This window comes from Streptomyces rectiviolaceus (assembly GCF_039533825.1).
Classification (GTDB): domain Bacteria; phylum Actinomycetota; class Actinomycetes; order Streptomycetales; family Streptomycetaceae; genus Streptomyces; species Streptomyces rectiviolaceus.
The window spans coordinates 13,678-31,444 of record NZ_BAAAUG010000090.1; the positions used below are offsets into that span (position 1 = coordinate 13,678).

The 17,767-nt window shown below is 69.4% G+C and carries 19 protein-coding genes; 13 read left to right on the plus strand and 6 right to left on the minus strand.

What is annotated here, in order from left to right; all coding sequences use genetic code 11:
* Positions 1–115: 115 nt before the first annotated feature.
* From ABD378_RS25060 to ABD378_RS25075, 4 genes are read left to right on the plus strand one after another with little or no spacing between them, the layout of a single operon-like run.
* Complete coding sequence (locus tag ABD378_RS25060; protein WP_344523975.1) at positions 116–937, plus strand: ABC transporter permease; 822 nt, start codon at positions 116–118, stop codon at positions 935–937.
* Positions 930–1,781, plus strand: coding sequence for an ABC transporter permease (locus tag ABD378_RS25065; RefSeq protein ID WP_344523977.1), 852 nt, complete (start codon positions 930–932; stop codon positions 1,779–1,781). Before ABD378_RS25060 ends, ABD378_RS25065 begins: the two co-directional genes overlap by 8 nt.
* Before the next feature lie 6 nt (positions 1,782–1,787).
* Positions 1,788–2,759 carry an ABC transporter ATP-binding protein gene (locus ABD378_RS25070; protein WP_344523979.1) on the plus strand — a complete coding sequence of 324 codons (972 nt, stop codon included), beginning with the start codon at positions 1,788–1,790 and terminating at the stop codon, positions 2,757–2,759.
* Positions 2,760–2,769: 10 nt separating this feature from the next.
* A complete protein-coding gene (locus tag ABD378_RS25075) occupies positions 2,770–3,486 on the plus strand; it encodes a DUF1707 SHOCT-like domain-containing protein (RefSeq protein WP_344523981.1) in 717 nt (238 codons plus the stop codon).
* 77 nt (positions 3,487–3,563) lie between these two features.
* Here the strand turns inward: ABD378_RS25075 and ABD378_RS25080 are convergent, their stop codons facing one another.
* Entirely contained in the window at positions 3,564–4,886 is a 1,323-nt protein-coding gene (locus tag ABD378_RS25080) for an SGNH/GDSL hydrolase family protein (RefSeq protein WP_344523983.1), read from the minus strand.
* 219 nt (positions 4,887–5,105) lie between these two features.
* Here ABD378_RS25080 and ABD378_RS25085 point away from each other — a divergent pair, with 219 nt between their 5' ends.
* The 3 genes from ABD378_RS25085 (at position 5,106) to ABD378_RS25095 (ending at position 8,191) form a co-directional block, all read left to right on the plus strand.
* Positions 5,106–6,497, plus strand: coding sequence for a DUF445 domain-containing protein (locus tag ABD378_RS25085; protein ID WP_386544947.1), 1,392 nt, complete (start codon positions 5,106–5,108; stop codon positions 6,495–6,497).
* 84 nt (positions 6,498–6,581) lie between these two features.
* Complete coding sequence (locus ABD378_RS25090) at positions 6,582–7,568, plus strand: GlxA family transcriptional regulator (RefSeq protein WP_344523985.1); 987 nt, start codon at positions 6,582–6,584, stop codon at positions 7,566–7,568.
* Between the two features lie 80 nt (positions 7,569–7,648).
* Positions 7,649–8,191 (plus strand): hypothetical protein, encoded by a 543-nt coding sequence (locus ABD378_RS25095; protein ID WP_344523987.1) that lies wholly within the window; start codon positions 7,649–7,651, stop codon positions 8,189–8,191.
* Positions 8,192–8,261: 70 nt separating this feature from the next.
* Here ABD378_RS25095 and ABD378_RS25100 read toward each other — a convergent pair whose 3' ends face one another.
* Entirely contained in the window at positions 8,262–8,564 is a 303-nt protein-coding gene (locus tag ABD378_RS25100) for a hypothetical protein (protein ID WP_344523989.1), read from the minus strand.
* A gap of 188 nt (positions 8,565–8,752) precedes the next feature.
* Here ABD378_RS25100 and ABD378_RS25105 point away from each other — a divergent pair, with 188 nt between their 5' ends.
* The 3 genes from ABD378_RS25105 to ABD378_RS25115 all read left to right on the plus strand — a co-directional run bounded on the left by ABD378_RS25105 (position 8,753) and on the right by ABD378_RS25115 (position 11,165).
* The gene (locus ABD378_RS25105; RefSeq protein ID WP_344523991.1) at positions 8,753–10,015 is read left to right on the plus strand and encodes an FAD-dependent oxidoreductase; all 1,263 of its coding nucleotides are present in this window, start codon (positions 8,753–8,755) and stop codon (positions 10,013–10,015) included.
* 208 nt (positions 10,016–10,223) lie between these two features.
* The gene (locus tag ABD378_RS25110) at positions 10,224–10,523 is read left to right on the plus strand and encodes a hypothetical protein (protein ID WP_344523993.1); all 300 of its coding nucleotides are present in this window, start codon (positions 10,224–10,226) and stop codon (positions 10,521–10,523) included.
* A gap of 237 nt (positions 10,524–10,760) precedes the next feature.
* Positions 10,761–11,165 carry a hypothetical protein gene (locus ABD378_RS25115; RefSeq protein WP_344523995.1) on the plus strand — a complete coding sequence of 135 codons (405 nt, stop codon included), beginning with the start codon at positions 10,761–10,763 and terminating at the stop codon, positions 11,163–11,165.
* A 136-nt stretch (positions 11,166–11,301) separates the two neighbouring features.
* On the opposite strand, the gene ABD378_RS25120 is transcribed toward ABD378_RS25115, so the two are convergent.
* Positions 11,302–11,502: a DUF397 domain-containing protein gene (locus ABD378_RS25120; RefSeq protein WP_344523997.1), complete on the minus strand. Its 201-nt coding sequence runs from the start codon at positions 11,500–11,502 to the stop codon at positions 11,302–11,304.
* On the minus strand, positions 11,499–12,347 hold the full coding sequence (locus ABD378_RS25125) for a helix-turn-helix domain-containing protein (protein ID WP_344523999.1): 849 nt from the start codon (positions 12,345–12,347) through the stop codon (positions 11,499–11,501). Before ABD378_RS25125 ends, ABD378_RS25120 begins: the two co-directional genes overlap by 4 nt.
* Positions 12,348–12,564: 217 nt before the next feature.
* On the opposite strand from ABD378_RS25125, the gene ABD378_RS25130 reads away from it, so the two are divergent.
* Both ABD378_RS25130 and ABD378_RS25135 read left to right on the plus strand, forming a co-directional pair.
* Entirely contained in the window at positions 12,565–13,200 is a 636-nt protein-coding gene (locus ABD378_RS25130; protein ID WP_344524065.1) for an ATP-binding protein, read from the plus strand.
* 87 nt (positions 13,201–13,287) lie between these two features.
* Positions 13,288–14,217, plus strand: a complete 930-nt coding sequence (locus ABD378_RS25135; RefSeq protein WP_344524001.1) for a YDG/SRA domain-containing protein — start codon at positions 13,288–13,290, stop codon at positions 14,215–14,217.
* Positions 14,218–14,241: 24 nt separating this feature from the next.
* Here the strand turns inward: ABD378_RS25135 and ABD378_RS25140 are convergent, their stop codons facing one another.
* The gene (locus ABD378_RS25140) at positions 14,242–15,273 is read right to left on the minus strand and encodes an SEC-C metal-binding domain-containing protein (RefSeq protein ID WP_344524003.1); all 1,032 of its coding nucleotides are present in this window, start codon (positions 15,271–15,273) and stop codon (positions 14,242–14,244) included.
* A gap of 195 nt (positions 15,274–15,468) precedes the next feature.
* On the opposite strand from ABD378_RS25140, the gene ABD378_RS25145 reads away from it, so the two are divergent.
* Positions 15,469–16,224, plus strand: coding sequence for a class E sortase (locus ABD378_RS25145; protein ID WP_344524005.1), 756 nt, complete (start codon positions 15,469–15,471; stop codon positions 16,222–16,224).
* 11 nt (positions 16,225–16,235) lie between these two features.
* On the opposite strand, the gene ABD378_RS25150 is transcribed toward ABD378_RS25145, so the two are convergent.
* A complete protein-coding gene (locus ABD378_RS25150; protein ID WP_344524007.1) occupies positions 16,236–17,669 on the minus strand; it encodes an MFS transporter in 1,434 nt (477 codons plus the stop codon).
* Positions 17,670–17,767: the final 98 nt, after the last annotated feature.

Below are 17,767 nucleotides of genomic sequence, written 5' to 3' on the forward strand. Positions count from 1 at the left end.
GCCAGGCACGCGCCGAGCGCCGAAAATGCCTGGCACGAGCGATGACGACCGCACTAGGCTCCGTCTCTTTGGTCCGGACCGGGCAAGGCTTTCGTCAAGGCTCTCGTTAAAGGGGATGCGTGTGCGTACAGGACGGTTCCGCTTGTACGCGGCCGTCGCCCACGGAGGCTTCCGGCGGTACGCGACCTATCGGACGGCGACCCTGGCGGGGGTGTTCACCAACACCGTCTTCGGGCTGATCCTCGCGTACACGTACATCGCGCTGTGGGACGAGCGTCCGGGGCTCGGCGGCTACGACCAGTCGCAGGCGCTGACGTTCGTGTGGCTGGGGCAGGCGCTGCTGATGGTGGTGGCGGTGATGGGCGGCGGTTTCGAGGACGAGCTGATCGAGCGCATCCGGACGGGTGACATCGCGATCGACCTGTACCGGCCCGCCGACCTGCAGGCGTGGTGGCTCGCGGGCGACCTGGGCCGTGCGCTCTTCCATCTTCTGGGGCGTGGGGTCGTGCCGATGCTGATCGGGGCGTTGATCTTCGATCTGGCGGTGCCCGCCGATCCGTTGACGTGGCTCGCGACGGCCGTCGCGATCGTGCTGGGCGTGGTGGTGAGTTTCGCGCTGCGTTTCCTGGTGGCGCTCTCCGCGTTCTGGCTGATGGACGGCGCGGGCGTGGCACAGATGGCGTGGCTCGCGGGGATCTTCTTCTCCGGGATGCTGCTTCCGCTGAACGTCTTCCCGGGTGCGCTCGGCGAGTTCGCGCGGGCGATGCCGTGGTCGGCGTTGATCCAGGTGCCCGCGGACGTGTTCCTCGGCAAGCGCACGGGGTTCGACCTGCTCACCACGTACGGCTTCCAGGCCGCGTGGGCCGTCGGGCTGCTGTGCGCGGGGCGGATGCTGCAGACGGTGGCTACGCGACGGGTGGTGGTTCAGGGTGGCTGAGAGTCTCCTTGACGGGGCGCCGGACACGCGGGTGTCGCGGGCGCTCGACGGCGTGCGGACCTACCGCATGATCGCGGCCATGTGGATCCGCTCCACGATGGCCTACCGCGCGTCCTTCGCGATGACCGCGTTCGGCAACTTCGCGGCGACCGCGCTCGACTTCGTCGCGATCCTGCTGATGTTCTCCCAGGTGGACGCCCTGGGCGGCTACTCGCTGCCCGAGGTGGCCTTCCTGTACGGCTCGGCGGGCGCGGCCTTCGGGCTCGCCGACCTGGCCATGGGGTCGATGGACCGGCTGGGGCGACGGGTGCGGGACGGCACCCTGGACACCCTGCTCGTACGGCCCGCTCCGGTGCTCGCGCAGGTCGCCGCCGACCGGTTCGCGCTGCGGCGCCTGGGCCGGATCACGCAGGGCCTGCTGGTCCTCGGCTACGCACTCGTCGTGCTCGACATCTCATGGACCCCGCTCAAGATCCTGATGATCCCGCTGATGCTGCTCAGCGGCGGGACGATCTTCGCTGCGGTGTTCGTGGCGGGCGCGGCCTTCCAGTTCGTGGCGCAGGACGCCTCCGAGGTGCAGAACGCCTTCACGTACGGCGGCACCACGATGCTCCAGTACCCGCCGACCATCTTCGCCAAGGACCTGGTGCGGGGCGTCACGTTCGTCCTGCCGCTCGCCTTCGTGAACTGGCTGCCCGCGCTGTACGTGCTGGGGCTGCCCTATCCGCTGGACCTGCCGCGCTGGCTGGCCCTCACACCGCCGCTGGTGGCCGTCGGGTGCTGCGCCCTCGCCGGACTCGCCTGGCGGGCGGGACTTCGTTCTTATCGCAGTACGGGGAGCTGAACGCACGTGACATCAGAATCGGACTTCATCGAGCTCGACGGCGTCGAGAAGGTCTTCGACGTACGCAAGAAGACCGGCTTCCTACGGCGCGAGAAGCACGAGGTGCGGGCCGTCGACGGCATCACCTTCACCGTGCCGCGCGGCGAGATGGTCGGCTACATCGGGCCGAACGGCGCGGGCAAGTCGACGACGATCAAGATGCTGACGGGCATCCTGACGCCGAGCGGTGGCCGGCTGCGCGTGGCGGGCATCGACCCCTCCCGCGAGCGCACCCGCCTCGCGCGGCGCATCGGCGTGGTCTTCGGCCAGCGCACCACCCTGTGGTGGGACCTGCCGCTGATCGACTCGTACCGCCTGATGCACCGGATGTACCGGATCCCGGACGCCCGCTTCAAGGAGAACCTCGACCGATGTGTCGAACTCCTTGAGCTGAGCGCCCTGTTGGACGTGCCCGTGCGCCAGCTCTCGCTCGGCCAGCGGATGCGTGGCGACATCGCGGCGGCGCTCCTGCACGATCCGGAGGTGCTGTACCTGGACGAGCCGACGATCGGCCTCGACGTGATCAGCAAGGCCAAAGTCAGGGAATTCCTGCGGGACTTGAACACGGAAGCGGGTACGACGGTCCTGCTCACCACGCACGACCTGACCGACATCGAGATGCTCTGCAAGCGGGTGATGGTGATCGACCACGGCCGCCTGATGTACGACGGTCCGCTTGCGGGGCTGCACGAGGTGGGCGAGAGCGAGCGGACCCTGGTCGTGGACCTGGAGCGCGAACTTCCGCCCATCGAGGTGGAGTCGGCGCGGGTGGTGAAGGTGGAGGGCCCGCGGCAGTGGCTCGCCTTCCCCGCGGCGGAGTCGGCAGCTCCGCTTGTCGCCCGTATCGCCGCCGAGTACCCGATGGTCGACCTCTCGGTCAGGGAACCCGACATCGAGGCCGTCATCGCCAAGATGTACGCGGAGAAGGCGACCTCGTAGGCTGCTTCGTATGACCGACGAGCAGCCTCATCTCCCGGATCTCCGGGCCGCCGACGCCGACCGTGAACGCGTCGCCGAACGACTCCGTGACGCCGTGGCCGAGGGCCGCCTCGACATGGAGGAGTTCGAGGAGCGCCTGGAAGCGACGTACAAGGCGCGTACGTACGGCGAGCTCGAGCCGATCACCCGGGACCTGCCGGAGGCGGGCGCCCGGATCTCCATGGTGAAGTCCAGCCCCGCCGGTGAGGGCGGGATCGACTGGCACTCCCGCATCGGCGGCGAGGCCACCTCCACGGGTGCCTTCGCGTTCTGGAGCGGCTTCAACCGCAAGGGCGGCTGGACCGTGGGCTCGCGGTTCACCGCGTTCGCGATGTGGGGCGGCGGCGAGATCGACCTGCGCGAGGCGCGGTTCGCGGACCGTGACGTCGAGATCCGCTGCTTCACGATCATGGGCGGCCTGCAGGTCACCGTGCCGCCCGAGCTGAACGTCCAGGTCAAGGGCTTCGGCATCATGGGCGGCTTCGACGACAGGGCTACCGGGGAGGGCACCCCCGGCTCCCCGCGCGTGGTGGTCAAGGGCTTCGCCCTGATGGGCGGGGTCGGCGTGGACCGCAAGCTGCCGCGGGCGGAGCGCCTGCGGATCAAGGAGGAGCGCCGCCGCGAGAAGCTGGAGCGGCGCGAGGAACGGCACCAGTTGCACCCGCGCAAGCGCGAGGAGCGGGACTGAGCGGGGACTGAGCGGCGGGGAGCGGGACCGAGCCGCGGGTGACCGCGGCTCGGCGGCCGACTACAGCTGGCGGCCGACTACAGCTCGGCGGCCGCGGAACCCCGCAGCTGCGCCAGGTTGAAGGTCTCCGCCATCTTCCGGTAGCCCGCGTCGCTCGGGTGCAGGTGATCGCCCGAGTCGAACTGGCCGCGCAGCTTGCGGGGGTCGTACGGATCCCGCAGCGCGCGGTCGAAGTCGACGAACTCGTCGAACACCTTGCCGTCACGGATCTGCTCGTTCACCGCCTGACGCACGTTCTCGAGCCCCGGCTGGTAGCCCCGGTGCCCGCCGAACGGCATCAGCGTCGCCCCGACGACCCGCAGCCCGCGCGCGTGCGCCTGCCGCGTCAGCTCCCGCAGCCCTTCCACGATGCGGTCGGGGTTGTTCTGGTGCGGGTTGCGCAGGATGTCGTTGACGCCGAGTGCGACGACGACGGCCTTGACGCCCGTCCGGTCGAGCACGTCACGGTCGAAGCGCGAGAGCCCGCTCGGGTTGTCCGCGGGTGTCCCGTTCCCGTCCGAGAGGACGCGGTTGCCGCTGATCCCCTCGTTCACGACGCCGTAGCGCGGGCCGCCCGACTCCTCGCGGAGGCGGTCGGAGAGGGTGTCGGTCCAGCGGGCGTTGGCGCCCATGGTGGAGGAGATGCCGTCGGTGAGCGAGTCACCGAAGACGACGACGGTGCCGTCCGACTCGTTGCTCAGGACGTCCACCGCCGACAGGTAGCGCCAGGAGGTGCTCTGCTGGGTGTACGCAGCGCCGTTCGGGTCCTCCGTACGGTCGCCCTCGGCGACGTAGCTGACCTGGCGGGCGTGCGGGTGGACGGTGACCGGGCCCGAAGGGGTCGGCGAGAACGTCGTGACCAGGAGGTCACCGTCGTGCGGCACGCGCAGCCGGACCGCGTCGCTCATCACCTGCTGGCCCGCGGGGATCACCACGGACGTGTTGCCGTTGAAGTTCAGGCGGCGCAGGGTGCCGGGTGCGACGGCCGGGTTGTTCGCCCCCACGGCGACCGCGATGGAGGCGTGGGTGATGCTCAGCGGCTGCTGCCCGTACAGGTTCGACAGGGTGATGCGAGCGCTGTCGCCGCCCACGCTGGTGTGCACGACGTTGCGGATGGAGCGGCCCGCGAAGCCGTTGCGGTGCGTGTTTGGTTCAGCGGCCGCGGGGGATGCGGCCCAGGTGCCCACCCAGGTGCCGGCGGACGCGGGCGCCGCGGAGTTGCGCGGCGTGCGCCCGCCCGCGCTGATGGTGTCCTGAGATCCGTCGTCGGTGTGCGCGACACCGAGGTATATGGCGGCGGAAATCACCACTATCACCGCGAGGACCGCGGCAAGCAGGGCATAACCGTGACGCTTGGTCATGCGGGCTGTGTCTCCTCGAGCAGGGGGAGCCCGAGGCTCCGATGTGATCACCCCATGATGCGTCATGGGCCGTGAGGCGGCCGACACTGCCCCCCTCCGACCATTGAGACGCCGGGAACTTGTGGTCCGTTCCAGGAGTCGGTCAGGAAGGGACGCAGAGAGACGGGGACAATACGGATGAGGACGCCGCGAATCACGCGAACGGGCCAGGTGGAGTGAGTGGAACGTACGAATCGATCAGTTCCGGGGGATGCGGCTGAAGAGGGTGCTGCCGGGCAGCATGCCCGTGAGCCCGCTCCTTCAAGCGGTGTCCCGTCCGGCTCGGGCAAGGGCGGCTTCGGCGCGGGCGGCGGCTTCACGTACAGCCCCGCCGACGAGGAGAAGCAGCGCGGCGTCCGCCGGATGAAGATCACCGCGACGGGCCTCCTCGTCTTCGTCGCACTCGTCTACGTACTCGCCAAATGGGCACAGAGCTCCGGCGCCGGCGCCTGGGCGGGCTATGTCGCGGCGGCGGCCGAGGCCGGCATGGTCGGCGCGCTCGCCGACTGGTTCGCGGTGACGGCGCTCTTCCGCCACCCGCTGGGCCTGCCCATCCCGCACACGGCGATCATCCCGAACAAGAAGGATCAACTGGGCGCCTCCCTCGGCGACTTCGTGGGCGAGAATTTTCTCTCCTCTGATGTCGTACGAGGCCGTCTGCGCGCCGTGGGCATCGGAAGCCGCCTCGGCACCTGGCTGGCGGACCCCGAACACGCCGACCGGGTGACGGCCGAGCTGGCCACGGCGCTGCGCGGCGCCCTGACGGTGCTGCGCGACTCCGACGTCCAGGCGGTCGTCGGCGAGGCCATCACGCGCCGCGCGGACGCCCAGGAGATCGCGCCGGGCATCGGAAAGATGCTGGAGAAGGTCGTGGCGGACGGCGGCCACAAACGAGTCGTGGACCTGGTCTGCGTACGCGCACACGACTGGCTGGTGGAGCACGACGAGTCGGTCATGGACGCGGTGCAGGGCGGCGCCCCCGGCTGGACCCCGCGGTTCGTCGACAAGAGGGTCGGCGAGCGGGTCTACAAGGAGCTGCTCCGCTTCCTCGCCGAGATGCGGGACATGCCCGAGCACCCCGCGCGCGGCGCCGTCGACCGCTTCCTCGCCGACTTCGCCGCCGACCTGCAGTCCGACTCCGACACCCGCGAGCGCGTGGAGCGCCTCAAGCGGGAGGTCCTCGGCCGCGGCGAGGTGCAGGACCTGATCGCATCCGCCTGGTCGGCGGTCCGCCAGATGATCGTGGCCGCCGCCGAGGACGAGCGCAGCGAGCTCCGCCTGAGGGTGCGGGCCGCGCTGCTCTCGCTGGGCGCGCGGATGTCGACGGACGACCGGCTGCAGCAGAAGGTCGACGGCTGGGTCGAGGGCGCCGCGGTGTACGTGGTGACGACGTACCGGGACGAGATCACCTCCCTGATCACCGACACGGTCGCGGGCTGGGACGCCGAACACACGTCGAAGAAGATCGAGGCCCACATCGGCCGCGACCTGCAGTTCATCCGGATCAACGGCACGGTGGTGGGGGCGTTGGCGGGGCTTGCGATCTATGCGGTGTCGCATGTGCTCTTCTAGCCCGTCCGGCGCTTGAGGACGAACTCGGCGGAGCCGGAATCTTCGGGAAGGGGCGGGATTCGGATCGGGGAAAGGAAAAGCACGGTGGCCAAGTCCCACAGCGTCGCGGTCCTGATCCGCGACGGCGTACTCCCCATGGAGCTGGGCCTGGTCCACCAGCTGTTCGGCAACGCGCGTACGCCCACCACGGGCGAGCCCCTCTACGACCTCCGCACCTGCGCACTCACCCCCGGCAGGATCCGCACGGACGCGGACTTCCCCGTATACGCCGAGCACGGCCCCGAGGCGGTGGCGGCCGCGGACACGGTCATCATCCCGGCGTCGCACGAGCAGGACGAGTCGCTGAGGCCGGGCGAGCTCCCGCCCGCCCTGGCGAGAACGCTCGAGTCCGCCACGGGCGCCGGCGCCCGCATCGCCTCCATCTGCACTGGCGCCTTCGTCCTCGCGGCAGCGGGCTTCCTGGACGGCCGCAGGGCGACGACGCACTGGCTCTCGGCGGACCTCTTCGCCCGCACGTTCCCGGCCGTGACGGTCGACCCGGACGTCCTGTACGTGGACGAGGGCGCGGTCCTCACCTCCGCGGGCGAGGCGGCGGGCATCGACCTCTGCCTGCACATGATCCGCCGCGACCAGGGCGCGGCGGTGGCGGCCGACGTGGCCCGCCGCACCGTCGTACCCCCGCACCGCGAGGGCGGCCAGGCCCAGTACATCCGACGCCCGGTGGCGGAGCCCCGCCTCACGTCGACGGGCCGGGCCAGGGAGTGGGCCCAGACGCGCCTGTCCGAACCCCTGACGCTGGCCGAGATGGCCGCGCGGGAGTCCATGAGTATCCGCACCTTCAGCCGCCGCTTCCGCGAGGAGACGGGCCTGACGCCGATGCAGTGGCTGACCCAGCGCCGCGTGGACCGGGCCCGCGAACTCCTGGAGGAGACGGACCGCACGGTCGACCGCATCGCGGCGGAGGCGGGCTTCGGCACCGGAGCGTCGCTGAGGCAGCACTTCCAGGCGGGGCTCGGGGTGTCGCCGGGGGCGTACCGGATGACGTTCAGGGGGACGAGGGGCGCGGTCTGACGAGGCTGAGTCTGAGGAGGCTCGCTTCTGAGTACGCGTACTCTGTCGCACCCCGAGGCGAGGTCGGCAGGCTCGTACGCATGACGGCAAAGTCGATGAACATGAGCGGGCGCATGAGCCCGCGCCATATAGGCCGACGCATGAGCCCGCGCCACATGGGCCGACGCATGAGCCCGCGCCACGAACTGAGCCCCATAAACGCGCGGAACCTGCTGGAGTCCCTGCCCGGGAGCCCTTCCCTGCGGCGCTGGGTGACGCGCGCCGTCGGAGCGGGCCTCGCGGCAGCGGCGTACCTCCTGTGCCTGCCCTGGGACCTGCGCAACCGCCCCGAGACACCGGGCGCGATCAACGAGACGTCACCGGTGACGGCCCTGGGAATCACGATCCTGGCCGTCTCGATGCTGTCCCTGGCGGCCTACTTCGGCTTCCGTGACCGCCTGGGCTGGGCGCTGCTCCTTGTGGCGGCCCCGCCGGCGACGCTGATGTACGTCTCCTTCGACAACCACCCGGAGCCGGACGCGGCGGTGTGGCCGCTGGCGTGGGGGTTCTTCGTGCTGGTGATGGGGGCGGGGGTGCTCGCGGTGGCGGGCTTCGCGCGCCTGTTCAGGGACAGCGAGGCCTGAGCGGCCGTATCCGGCGGCGGATCCCCCCCCGATCGCGCGGCGGATCACCCCCCCCGGATCCCCCAGCGGATCACCCCCGGCGATCGGCGAGCACCCACGAGGCCAGCCCCACGCCACCCGCGACCCCGAAGACCGCGGGCCAGGCCCCGACCTTCTTGGCGAGCGGATGCGACCCGGCGAAGGCGGCGACGTACGTGGCGCTGAGTGCGACGGCGGTCTTCGCGCCCGCGCTCTGCCGCCACTGCTGAGCGGCGGCGGCCCCCGCGGCAGCGAGGACGACACCGCCGAGGGGCCGCTTCTTGGTCCACCGAGCGACGGCGAACCCCCCGACGAGCCCACTGGCGGCAATTGCCGCTGCCGGTACCTTCGCCATGCCTGCCTCGCTTCCACGGCGTGAAGCCGATACGTCCTCAATACGTACTCAATGCGCGTTCGGCCCGAGGCTAACGCGGCAGGAAAGCCTTGCGGCGAGGGGGTCTGCGCCACGTAGGTTGGTGAGGGTGTGCGCTGCGCATCCGCGGCGTACTCGAAGGCGCAGCCGACGAGGGACCGATAGTAGAGATGACCGCGCGAACCCCTGCCTCCAGCACCCGAACCGCCCTGGTCATCGGGGGTGGCATCGCAGGCATGGTGGTGGCGATGGCACTGCACAAGGCGGGCATCGAGGCGAGGGTGTACGAGGCGTACGACTCCAGGCCGAGTGACCGGGGCGGCAGTCGCCTCGGCGGCGGCATGACGATCGCCCCGAACGGCCAGCAGGCGCTGGAGGCGATCGACGCGGCGGAGACGGTGAGCGCCATCGGCACCCCGGTGACCGCGCTGGGCCTGCGCAGCTGGACGGGCCGGCACCTGGCCCAACTGGCCCCGCCCGCCGACCTCCCCACGACCCGCTTCGTCTGGCGCACGGAGCTGCACGAGGCGATCACGGCGGAGGCGGAACGCCGCGAGATCCCCATCCACCGGGGCAAGCGCCTGCTGGACGCGACGGACACGGGCGCGGGCGTGACGGCTCGCTTCTCGGACGGCTCACTGGCGAAGGCGGACATCCTGATCGGCGCGGACGGCTTGCGCTCGACGGTGCGTTCATTGATCGACCCATCGGCGCCGAAGCCGCATTACGCCGGAATGCTCACGTTCACGGCACGCGTACAGAAGACGGAACTCCCTTCTACGGAGGGGGTGTTGTACATGTGCTACGGCAAGCGGGCGTACTTCGGCTACCAGATCTTCGACGACGGTTCGGCGGCCTGGTTCGCGAACCTGCCGCACCGCGAGCCGATGACGCAGGCGGAGGTTCAGGCGGTCGGCGCGGGGGAGTGGCTGAAGCGGCTGGGGGAGGCGTTCACGGACGACCGCACTCCGGCACCGGACCTCCTGGCGGACACGGCCCCGGAGGACCTGGTGACCACGGGCCCCACGGAAACGATGCCTCCCGTCCACACCTGGAGCAGGGGCCGCATGATCCTGATCGGAGACGCCGCCCACGCGATGTCCCCCACGTCGGGCCAAGGCGTGTCGCTGGCCTCGGAGGGTGCGGTCGAACTGGCCCGCTGCTTGCGGGACTTGCCCCACGGCAAGGCATTCAAGGCGTACGAGTCGCTGCGCCGCCCCCGGGTGGACCGCATCCTGAAACACACGACGGCGACTCCTACGGCCACATCGGCAGCGGCCCGCACAGCCGCCCCGAAGCCGGCGGGCCCCTTCAGCCGAGCCCTCCGTGACGCGCTGCTGCCGGTGGCGACGAAGGTGGGCGGGGGCGGGGGAGCGGTCTGGGGGGCTTGGCAGTTCGAGCACCGGATTGATTGGGATGAGCGGGTCGAGTAGGGGGTCGGGTAGGCCCGTCCCGGCAGTCGGGGTGCCGGTGCCCGATACCCGGGACCCGGGTGTGTCGGTTTCCGGTTCCGAGGGCGCGGCTGTCCGGTTCCGAGGGCGCGGCTGTCCGGGTGAATTGCGGCGGGGCAGGTTCTGTGCGGTCGGGGAAGAGGGCAGGACCTGGACACACCCCCATGATCACGTACCTGAAAGGGATCCCATGCGTATTCGTACAGCCTTGGCTGCCACAGCCCTCGCTGCCGCTGCAGTGCTGGGCGCCAGCGGCACCGCCCTCGCCGACGACGACAGGGGCTGGCAGGGCGGCGGCTTCGCCTTCGAGAACCTCGGCGGCCCGGCCGGGATCACCGAGGGCGCCGGATACGGCGCAGGCGGCCACGGCGGACACGGGCACGACAGGGGCTGGATGGGCGGCTTCGCCTTCGAGAACCTCGGCGGCCCGGCCGGGATCACCAAGGTCGCCGGTCACGGCGCAGGTCACAGCGCAGGCCACGGCGAGTAGTTCACAAGTAACCACGGATGGGGGCCCGCCATAAGCGGGCCCTCTTCTGTTTGGAGAACCACCCCACCTGACTCGCCCCCGACCACCCCCACCACCACGCCCAGCTCCGCAGATCGGATTGATTGGGATGAGTGAGTCGGGCAAGTCGGGTAAGGGGAGTGGTGGGGCCGCGGGGGCTTTGGCTGCCCGGGCGGCACCCTGATCCAGGGAACACGAGCAACACAGGTAGGGACTGAAGTGAAGAAGCTCAAGGCTGTAGGGGTGGCGTTCTGCGCCTCCGTCATGGTTGCCGCCGGTTCGGGCGCCGCGAACGCCTCGGCCGCCCCGGCAGGGTGGAACCACGTAGGCAGCAGCACGTTCAAGTACCGCGACACAGACCAGCACTTGTGGTTCACCGGCTACTCCCACTCCACCGGCGGCAGCTTCAAGGCGTGCGTCGACAGGACGCAGTTCAAGGAGACGGTCGCCCTGTGGGAGCACGACTCCAGCAATTCGAGGAAGGTGGCGTCAAGGTCCACCTCGGGCGGCTGCCTCACCTTCAACAACATCGGTGACTACGTCGACGGTGCCAACAACAAGGCGGAGTTCATGGTGTCGACGACGGACGCCGAGGGCGGCGGCGGGGTCGTCTTCTACGACTAGGCCCGGCTACTGAACACTGCGCTTGCGCAGACCGGCGGGCTCCCTGCCCCTACCCCGGAGGGTCTGAGCTTCGGCCCCACGGGGAACGGCGGGGCGCCCGCCACCCCCCTTCCAAGCCCCCTCAGTGCGGCGGGACTTACTCCATGTCAGCGAGGAATGCGCTCCAGGCGCGTGGCTGAAGGGCGATCAGGGGACCGCCAGGTCGCTTCGAATCGCGCACAAGGACTGCCTGTTCAACAGCAGCCACCTCCACGCACTCACCCCCGGAGCCGTTGCTGTAACTGCTCTTGCGCCACTGAACGGTCAAAGAGCTGCCGGAACCTGTAGTTGGGGTCATCTGGAGTACTCCTCAAGCACCTTCTCAATCAACAAGGCGGAGCGGGCCGGGCTCGAAGCAGAGGCCCGAAGGGCGTCGAAGGCCTTCGTGTACTGGTCCACATCCGAGGGAGCTTCCAGGTACACCGCATCAGTGATCCCGTCCCGGTACACCACATCTGGGTCTCCCCGCTGAGGGAACCCGAGGATGGTGTACGCGCCCGTCGCGGGGTATGTACCCGCGTCGAAGGGCAGGACCTGAAGGGTTACGTTCGGCAACTTCCCTAGGGCCAGCATATGTTCGAGCTGGAGCTTCATGACGTCACGGTCACCGACAACATGACGTAGGACCGTCTCGTGGATGACCGCCCAGAGTTCCGTCGGATTCTCTCGGGTGAGAATCTGCTTCCGCTCCATGCGTACCTGGATGGCACGTTCCAACTGCTCGTCACTGATGTGGCCGGTGGCACGGTGCAGTTCCGTGGCGTAGGCGGCTGTCTGTAGCAGCCCCGGGGTGAACTCGCACTGGTACTGGCGCAGGCTGGCTGCCTCTTGCTCCAGCCCGACATAGACCGAGAACCAAGACGGGATCGCCGCTGCGTGGGCATGCCACCACCCGCGGAGCTTCGATTCCTTGGCGAGGGCTTTGAGGAACTCGCGCAGCTCAGGGGTGGTCTCGTAATAGCGGCATAGCGCTTCGACATCCGACGGTTGGACGCGCCCGGTGCCTGTCTCCATGCGGTTGACCTTGGACCCGCTCCAGTCGAGTTCCTTGCCCACCTGGTTGCACGTGAGGTTGTGCTCCTCGCGGAGCTTCTTGAGCTCGATCGCCAGTCGGCGACGTCGGGCGGTGGGCGAGCCGGTCATTCCAACTCCCTGTCATCTAGCGAAGGTTCCATCTCACCGGAAGCCCTAGGAAAGGCCAATCACTCTATGGAGGGAATCCCCTCGTGCACATTGCACGGTGGGATGGGCGCTGCCATGCTCGCATGTATCGCTACGGTGGGTCCATTGATCGTGACAGCCAGTTGTCACTCGGGTGGATCTCTGGCTGGGAGGTTGAGGCGTGAGCGTTCATGAGTGCATGACGAGGAAGCCGTGGGAGATCTCGTTCCTAGCTGAGCCCGAGGAAGTCGCGGCACTTCGCCGCATCATGAGGTTGCATCTGAACCTGTGGGGTCTTCCTGGACTGATCGATGCGGCGCAGCTCTGCGTTACCGAGCTCGTCACGAACGTGATCACACACGTCGGCCCGGGGACTCCCGCCACGTTGGCGGTCTCTATGAGTGGGGAGTACCTGCGCCTCGAGATTCATGACCCGGATACGCGCGTGCTGCCGACCCTTCTTTCACCAGGGTCGGACGCGGAAACCGGGCGGGGCGTGGCACTAGTCGACGCTGTTGCGGACCGCTGGGGTGTGGTTCTTCAGTCGGATCTGAAGGTCACGTGGTGTGAGCTGGCTGCTGGACTGAATCGCCCTGACGGTCATGTCGAGAGACCGTCAGTAGCCCGGGCAGAGACCATCCTTGCGTTGTACGACCCCGTGCGGTTTCCATGCGCTGAGGCGCAGACCAGGCTGACGCCTGGTGTCGTGGAGGAGGCCATGGTCAGGGTGGTGGCTGACCTATTCAACTGGCTTCGTGCGCACGGCCGGGATACGGCAGAGGTGCTCGACCGGGCGCAGATGCATTTTGAGACGGAAGCGGTGGACGCCTGCTGAGGCCGCGCTAAGGGCAGCGCCCGTGGGTAGAGAGATCAGATCAAGCAGTGGGTTGATCGGCGAGCGTTCGTTCGACAGCATGCTCGTATGCCGAGACCGTCGAACAGCCCTTCCAAGCGCATCTACTTCGGTCCGCCACCCAATGCTGCCGTGGGGGACTGGTTCAAACTCCACGACGATCTGTATGCGGCGGACGTGCACCGATTCCGAGGGCAAGGCATCTCGGGCACAGCGGAAGAAGGCGTTGACTCGATCGTCGCGAGCGGCGGGTACGCTGCCGATCGCGACGAAGGGGACGTCGTGATTTACACGGCCATGGGCGGAGCGCCCAGCAACGGGCACATCACTCAGGACCAAGAACTGACGGGGCGCAACGCCGGATTGGTAGTGAACGAGCGGGAAGGGCTGCCTATCCGCTTCGTCCGTGGGTTGGATATCCGCAGCGGCAAAGCTCGGGGCGGCTACGAGTACGCAGGCCTCTACCTTGTAGAGGAACACTGGAGCTCCCGCACGGCGCAGGGCCACTTGATGTGGCAGTTCCGACTCGTCAAAGACGAGGGTGAGCTCATACCTGACGGCGTCGAGGTCGAGATCGACGAGGGTATGACCGAGCTCGAGCGAGCCGCAGCTCGGTACATCACAGCGCAGCGCAGGGTGAGGAACACTCGCGCCGCACGCAAGGTCAAGTCCCTCTACGGCAACCTCTGTCAGATCTGCCGTGAGCCAGTCATCGTGGACTCCGATGGCACGCTCTACAGCGAAGGTGCTCACATACAGGCGTTGGGCGAGCCGCACTGTGGGCCTGATGTAGCGGCCAACATCCTTTGCCTATGCCCCAATTGCCATGTGCGATTCGACAACGGGGCCATACTGATTACGGACGACTTCAAGGTTGTCGACGGATTTCAGCACACCTTCGTGAGGGATCTCTTCGTTCAGCGCGACCGGCACCGTATAAGGCGAGAGTTTCTGCAACAGCACCGCTCGCGCTGGGCCGACAGGTCCCAGAACCTGTGACTCAACCCCCGTCGGTGGCATGAGTCAGTCAGTGGCCCCATGGCATTCTCGGTAAGAGTCTCCCGACCCACACCAACACCCCGCCCCCGCCTCCGGCGGCCACCCCACTGCCCGCCCCCGCGCCGCCAGCGTCGTCGCGTACTGCGGGAGCAGGGAGACCTCCGTCGGCTGGGCGCCCTCCGAGGCTGCGAAAGCTTCGTACGACGGGACCGTTCCCGTCACGATGCCCAGGTTCGGGGTGCCGGAGGCTGAGAGTTCGCGTAGCGATGCCTCTATGGTCGACAAGTGGGCCTCGTGGGACGGGTATTCCGAAGCCAGGCTTGGGTACGCCGTCAGGAGTTCTGCCAGTTCTGTTGCGGGCCAGTGCAGGACCGCCACCGGGAACGGGCGGGACAGGGCCTCCCTGTATGAGCCCAACTCCGCCTGGATGCGGGAGATTTCCGCGCGGAGTTCCTCGGGGTTGTCCGAGCCCAGGGACCAGATTCGCTTCGGGTCGTGCAGTTCGTCCAGGGGGACGGGGGACGTCGAGACCTCGTCCGCCAGCGCGTCCCACGTGTCGTGGCTCGCTCCCAGCAAGCGGCGCACCCTGTGGCGGCCGAACAGCAGCGGGCGTTGTTCGTAGGAGGGGGTGCCTCCGGAGCCGCCGGGCGGCGGGGGCGGGAGCAGGAGTTCCAGTGCCTGCGTGAAGGTTTCCTGTGCTTGGGTCAGCTCGTCGTGCGCCTCCAGTGACTCCGCCACGATCACCCACGGGGCGGGATCGCGAGGGGCCGACGCCCGTACGCCGTCGATGATCGCCCTTGCCTCCGCCTCGTGGCCGTACTCCCAGAGGTTCGAGGCCTTCAGGGCCCGGATCAGGGTCGGGGCCGACGCCGGGTGAGGGGCGTCCGGGGTCAGCAGGCGGTCGTAGAGCGTCGTCGCGCGGTCGCGTTCGCCCGCCAGTTCCAGGTGGGCCGCGGCCTGGAGCAGCAGGTGCTCGGTGTCCTCGGGGTACAAGCCGGCAGTCCGCTCCAGGCGCTCGGCTTCGGCGATGTGGTCGGCAGGCGTGTCGGGGCGCATACGGGACACCGTACTGCCGAGTGGGGGCGTTACAGCAGGGTTGTCGTGCGGATATGCGGAGAGGGTGTGGGTGCATCGGCATGGCTAGTTGGCGGGGCTGGCCCTATCGTGCGGGCGGCCGGGAGAGGGGTGGTGGCCGTGCGGGAGCGGGTTCCTGTTGTCGTGCAGGGGCGAAGGGGGAGGAAGAGCCCCCTCGTGCGGGGGTTGTGGGGTGGGGCCGAGGCCGCCGTCACTCTCGGAGTCGTACTGCTCCTCCTTGTCGCCCATCAGCTCTGGTGGACCAACCGGCAGGCCCGCGAAGGCGCCGAGCGCAAGGTTCAGGCTCTTGAGCGGGAGTGGGGGAGCTCCTCCTCTGCCTCCAGTCCTCCGAGCGCCGCTGCCGAGGAGCCTGGTCCCGACGCCAGTCCCGCGCCGCGTGCCTCCGGCGCCGGTGAACCTTCCGGTCAGGAACCCACCCGGCGGCAACAACCCGTCACCGCCCCCGCCCCCACCCCCGACTGGGACCAGGCCTACGCCGTCCTCCGCATTCCGCGGATCGGAATACGGGTGCCCGTCGCTGAAGGCGTCAGCAAGAGTGGCGTGCTGAATAAGGGGTACGTCGGGCATTATCCGCGTACCGCCCAGCCGGGCGAGGGCGGGAACTTCGCGCTCGCCGGGCACCGCAATACCCATGGCGAGCCCTTTCGCCGCATCAATCGGCTGCGGGGCGGCGACGAGCTTGTTGTCGAGACTCAGAAGGCCATCTACACGTACGTCGTCGACAAGACGCTCGCCCAGACCTCCGCCCGTGACAGCGGCGTCATCCGCGCCGTGCCCCGCAGCCTCGTGAAGGCCGGGCACGGGTACAGCTCTCCCGGGTACTACATCACCCTCACCACCTGCACCCCCGAGTACACCTCCAAGTACCGGCTCATCGTGTGGGGGAAGCTGCAGTCCATGCGGCCCAGATGAAGCCCCCCGGATCAGCGCCCCCGCCCACCCCGGCGCCCCCGCCCCCGCAGCGCCAGTACCACCACCGCCCCCACCGCCCCCAGCACCGCCGACACCACCAGAGCCACCTGCGCCCCATGGGCGAGCGAGCCCCCTGATGTCGATACCGCGATCATCAGCGCCACGCCCGCCGCCGAACCGATGTACCGCGCCGTGTTGTTGGCGCCCGAGCCCATCGCCGCGCGGTCGGCCGGGACGGAGGTGACGGCCAACAGGGGAAGCGCCGCGTTCAGGAGGCCGCTGCCCGCGCCGGAGATGAGGAGGCCGGGGAGGAGCAGGGGCCACGGGCCCGCGTCCACCGCGGGCAGCATCGTCAGGACCGCCGCCGCGTGCAGTGCGAAGCCCAGGGCCAGTTGGTGGCGGGGTGAGACCTTGCCCGCCAGGCGGCGTGCCTGCAGGGCCACCAGGAATGACGTGCCCGACCAGATCATGAGCAGGAGCGCGGTGGCCATCGCCGACATGGGGAGCGTCTGCTGGAGGAGCGTCGGGAGATAGCTGAAGAGGGCGATCACCGCGAAGCCCGTGAAGAAGCCGCCCGCCGACGACGCCAGGAACGGGGCCCGCCGGAGGAGGGTCAGGTCGAGCATGGGGGCGGTGGAGCGGTGTTCCACCGCCGTGAACAGCGCGAGCAGGGCTGCCGCCGCCACGAGCAGGGCCGCCACCGGCGTACGCAGCCAGCCGTCCCTGCCCAGCGTCAGCGCCGCCACCAGGGCCACCAGGGCGAGGCCCAGCGTCAACGCCCCCGCCAGGTCCGGGCGGCCCGGGCGGGGAGCGCGTGATTCCGTCAGTGTGCGGGGGGCGAAGGCGGCCACCACCAGCGCCGCCGCCCCCAACACCACGTACGACCAACGCCAGCCGGCCGGCGAGGCGATGGCGCCCGCGAGCACCGGGCCCACCGCGATGCCGCCACTCACGAAGGCTCCCCAGACGCCGGTCGCCCTGATCCGCCCCGGCCCCGCCGGGAAGGCGTGCACCAGCAGGCCGAGGCTGGCCGCCAGGATCGCCGCGCTCGCCGCGCCCTGGGCGACGCGGGTCAGGGTGAAGAGCCATGTCGAGCCCGCGAGCGCGCCAAGCGCCGTGGTGATGCCGAGCGCCACTGTCCCGGAGAGGAAGATCCGGCGCCGGCCGTAGTCGTCGGCGAGGCTGCCCGCCACCAGGAGCAGGGCGGCCAGGCCCAGCGGCGTGCCGTTGAGCAGCCAGGCCTGGGCGGAGAGCGGGGTGTGCAGGGACGCGGCGGTGTCGGGGAGCGTGACCATCGGCGCGGTGTACGTCATCAGGGCCACGGCGGTGGCGGCGCTGGTGACCGCGAGTGTGGCCGCGGGGCGCGGGCGAACGGCGGAGGCCGCTCCCGTGGACGGCGCCGAGGTCTCTGGGGCTGTGGAGGGCGCTGAGGCTTCCGAGTGCATTGGGGCTGTCGAGGTCACCGGGGCTTCCGAGCTCACTGGGGCTCCCGAGCTCACCGGGACTTCCGAGCTCACCGGGACTTCCGAGCTCACCGGGACTT

Bases quoted from the DNA above. Each gene is read 5' to 3' on its own strand.
- ABD378_RS25060 (WP_344523975.1), top strand. From the start codon at position 116: ATGCGTGTGCGTACAGGACGGTTCCGCTTGTACGCGGCCGTCGCCCAC.
- ABD378_RS25075 (WP_344523981.1), top strand. From the start codon at position 2,770: ATGACCGACGAGCAGCCTCATCTCCCGGATCTCCGGGCCGCCGACGCC.
- ABD378_RS25080 (WP_344523983.1), bottom strand. From the start codon at position 4,886: ATGACCAAGCGTCACGGTTATGCCCTGCTTGCCGCGGTCCTCGCGGTG.
- ABD378_RS25095 (WP_344523987.1), top strand. From the start codon at position 7,649: ATGACGGCAAAGTCGATGAACATGAGCGGGCGCATGAGCCCGCGCCAT.
- ABD378_RS25100 (WP_344523989.1), bottom strand. From the start codon at position 8,564: ATGGCGAAGGTACCGGCAGCGGCAATTGCCGCCAGTGGGCTCGTCGGG.
- ABD378_RS25105 (WP_344523991.1), top strand. From the start codon at position 8,753: ATGACCGCGCGAACCCCTGCCTCCAGCACCCGAACCGCCCTGGTCATC.
- ABD378_RS25110 (WP_344523993.1), top strand. From the start codon at position 10,224: ATGCGTATTCGTACAGCCTTGGCTGCCACAGCCCTCGCTGCCGCTGCA.
- ABD378_RS25120 (WP_344523997.1), bottom strand. From the start codon at position 11,502: ATGACCCCAACTACAGGTTCCGGCAGCTCTTTGACCGTTCAGTGGCGC.
- ABD378_RS25125 (WP_344523999.1), bottom strand. From the start codon at position 12,347: ATGACCGGCTCGCCCACCGCCCGACGTCGCCGACTGGCGATCGAGCTC.
- ABD378_RS25130 (WP_344524065.1), top strand. From the start codon at position 12,565: ATGACGAGGAAGCCGTGGGAGATCTCGTTCCTAGCTGAGCCCGAGGAA.
- ABD378_RS25135 (WP_344524001.1), top strand. From the start codon at position 13,288: ATGCCGAGACCGTCGAACAGCCCTTCCAAGCGCATCTACTTCGGTCCG.
- ABD378_RS25140 (WP_344524003.1), bottom strand. From the start codon at position 15,273: ATGCGCCCCGACACGCCTGCCGACCACATCGCCGAAGCCGAGCGCCTG.
- ABD378_RS25150 (WP_344524007.1), bottom strand. From the start codon at position 17,669: ATGCACTCGGAAGCCTCAGCGCCCTCCACAGCCCCAGAGACCTCGGCG.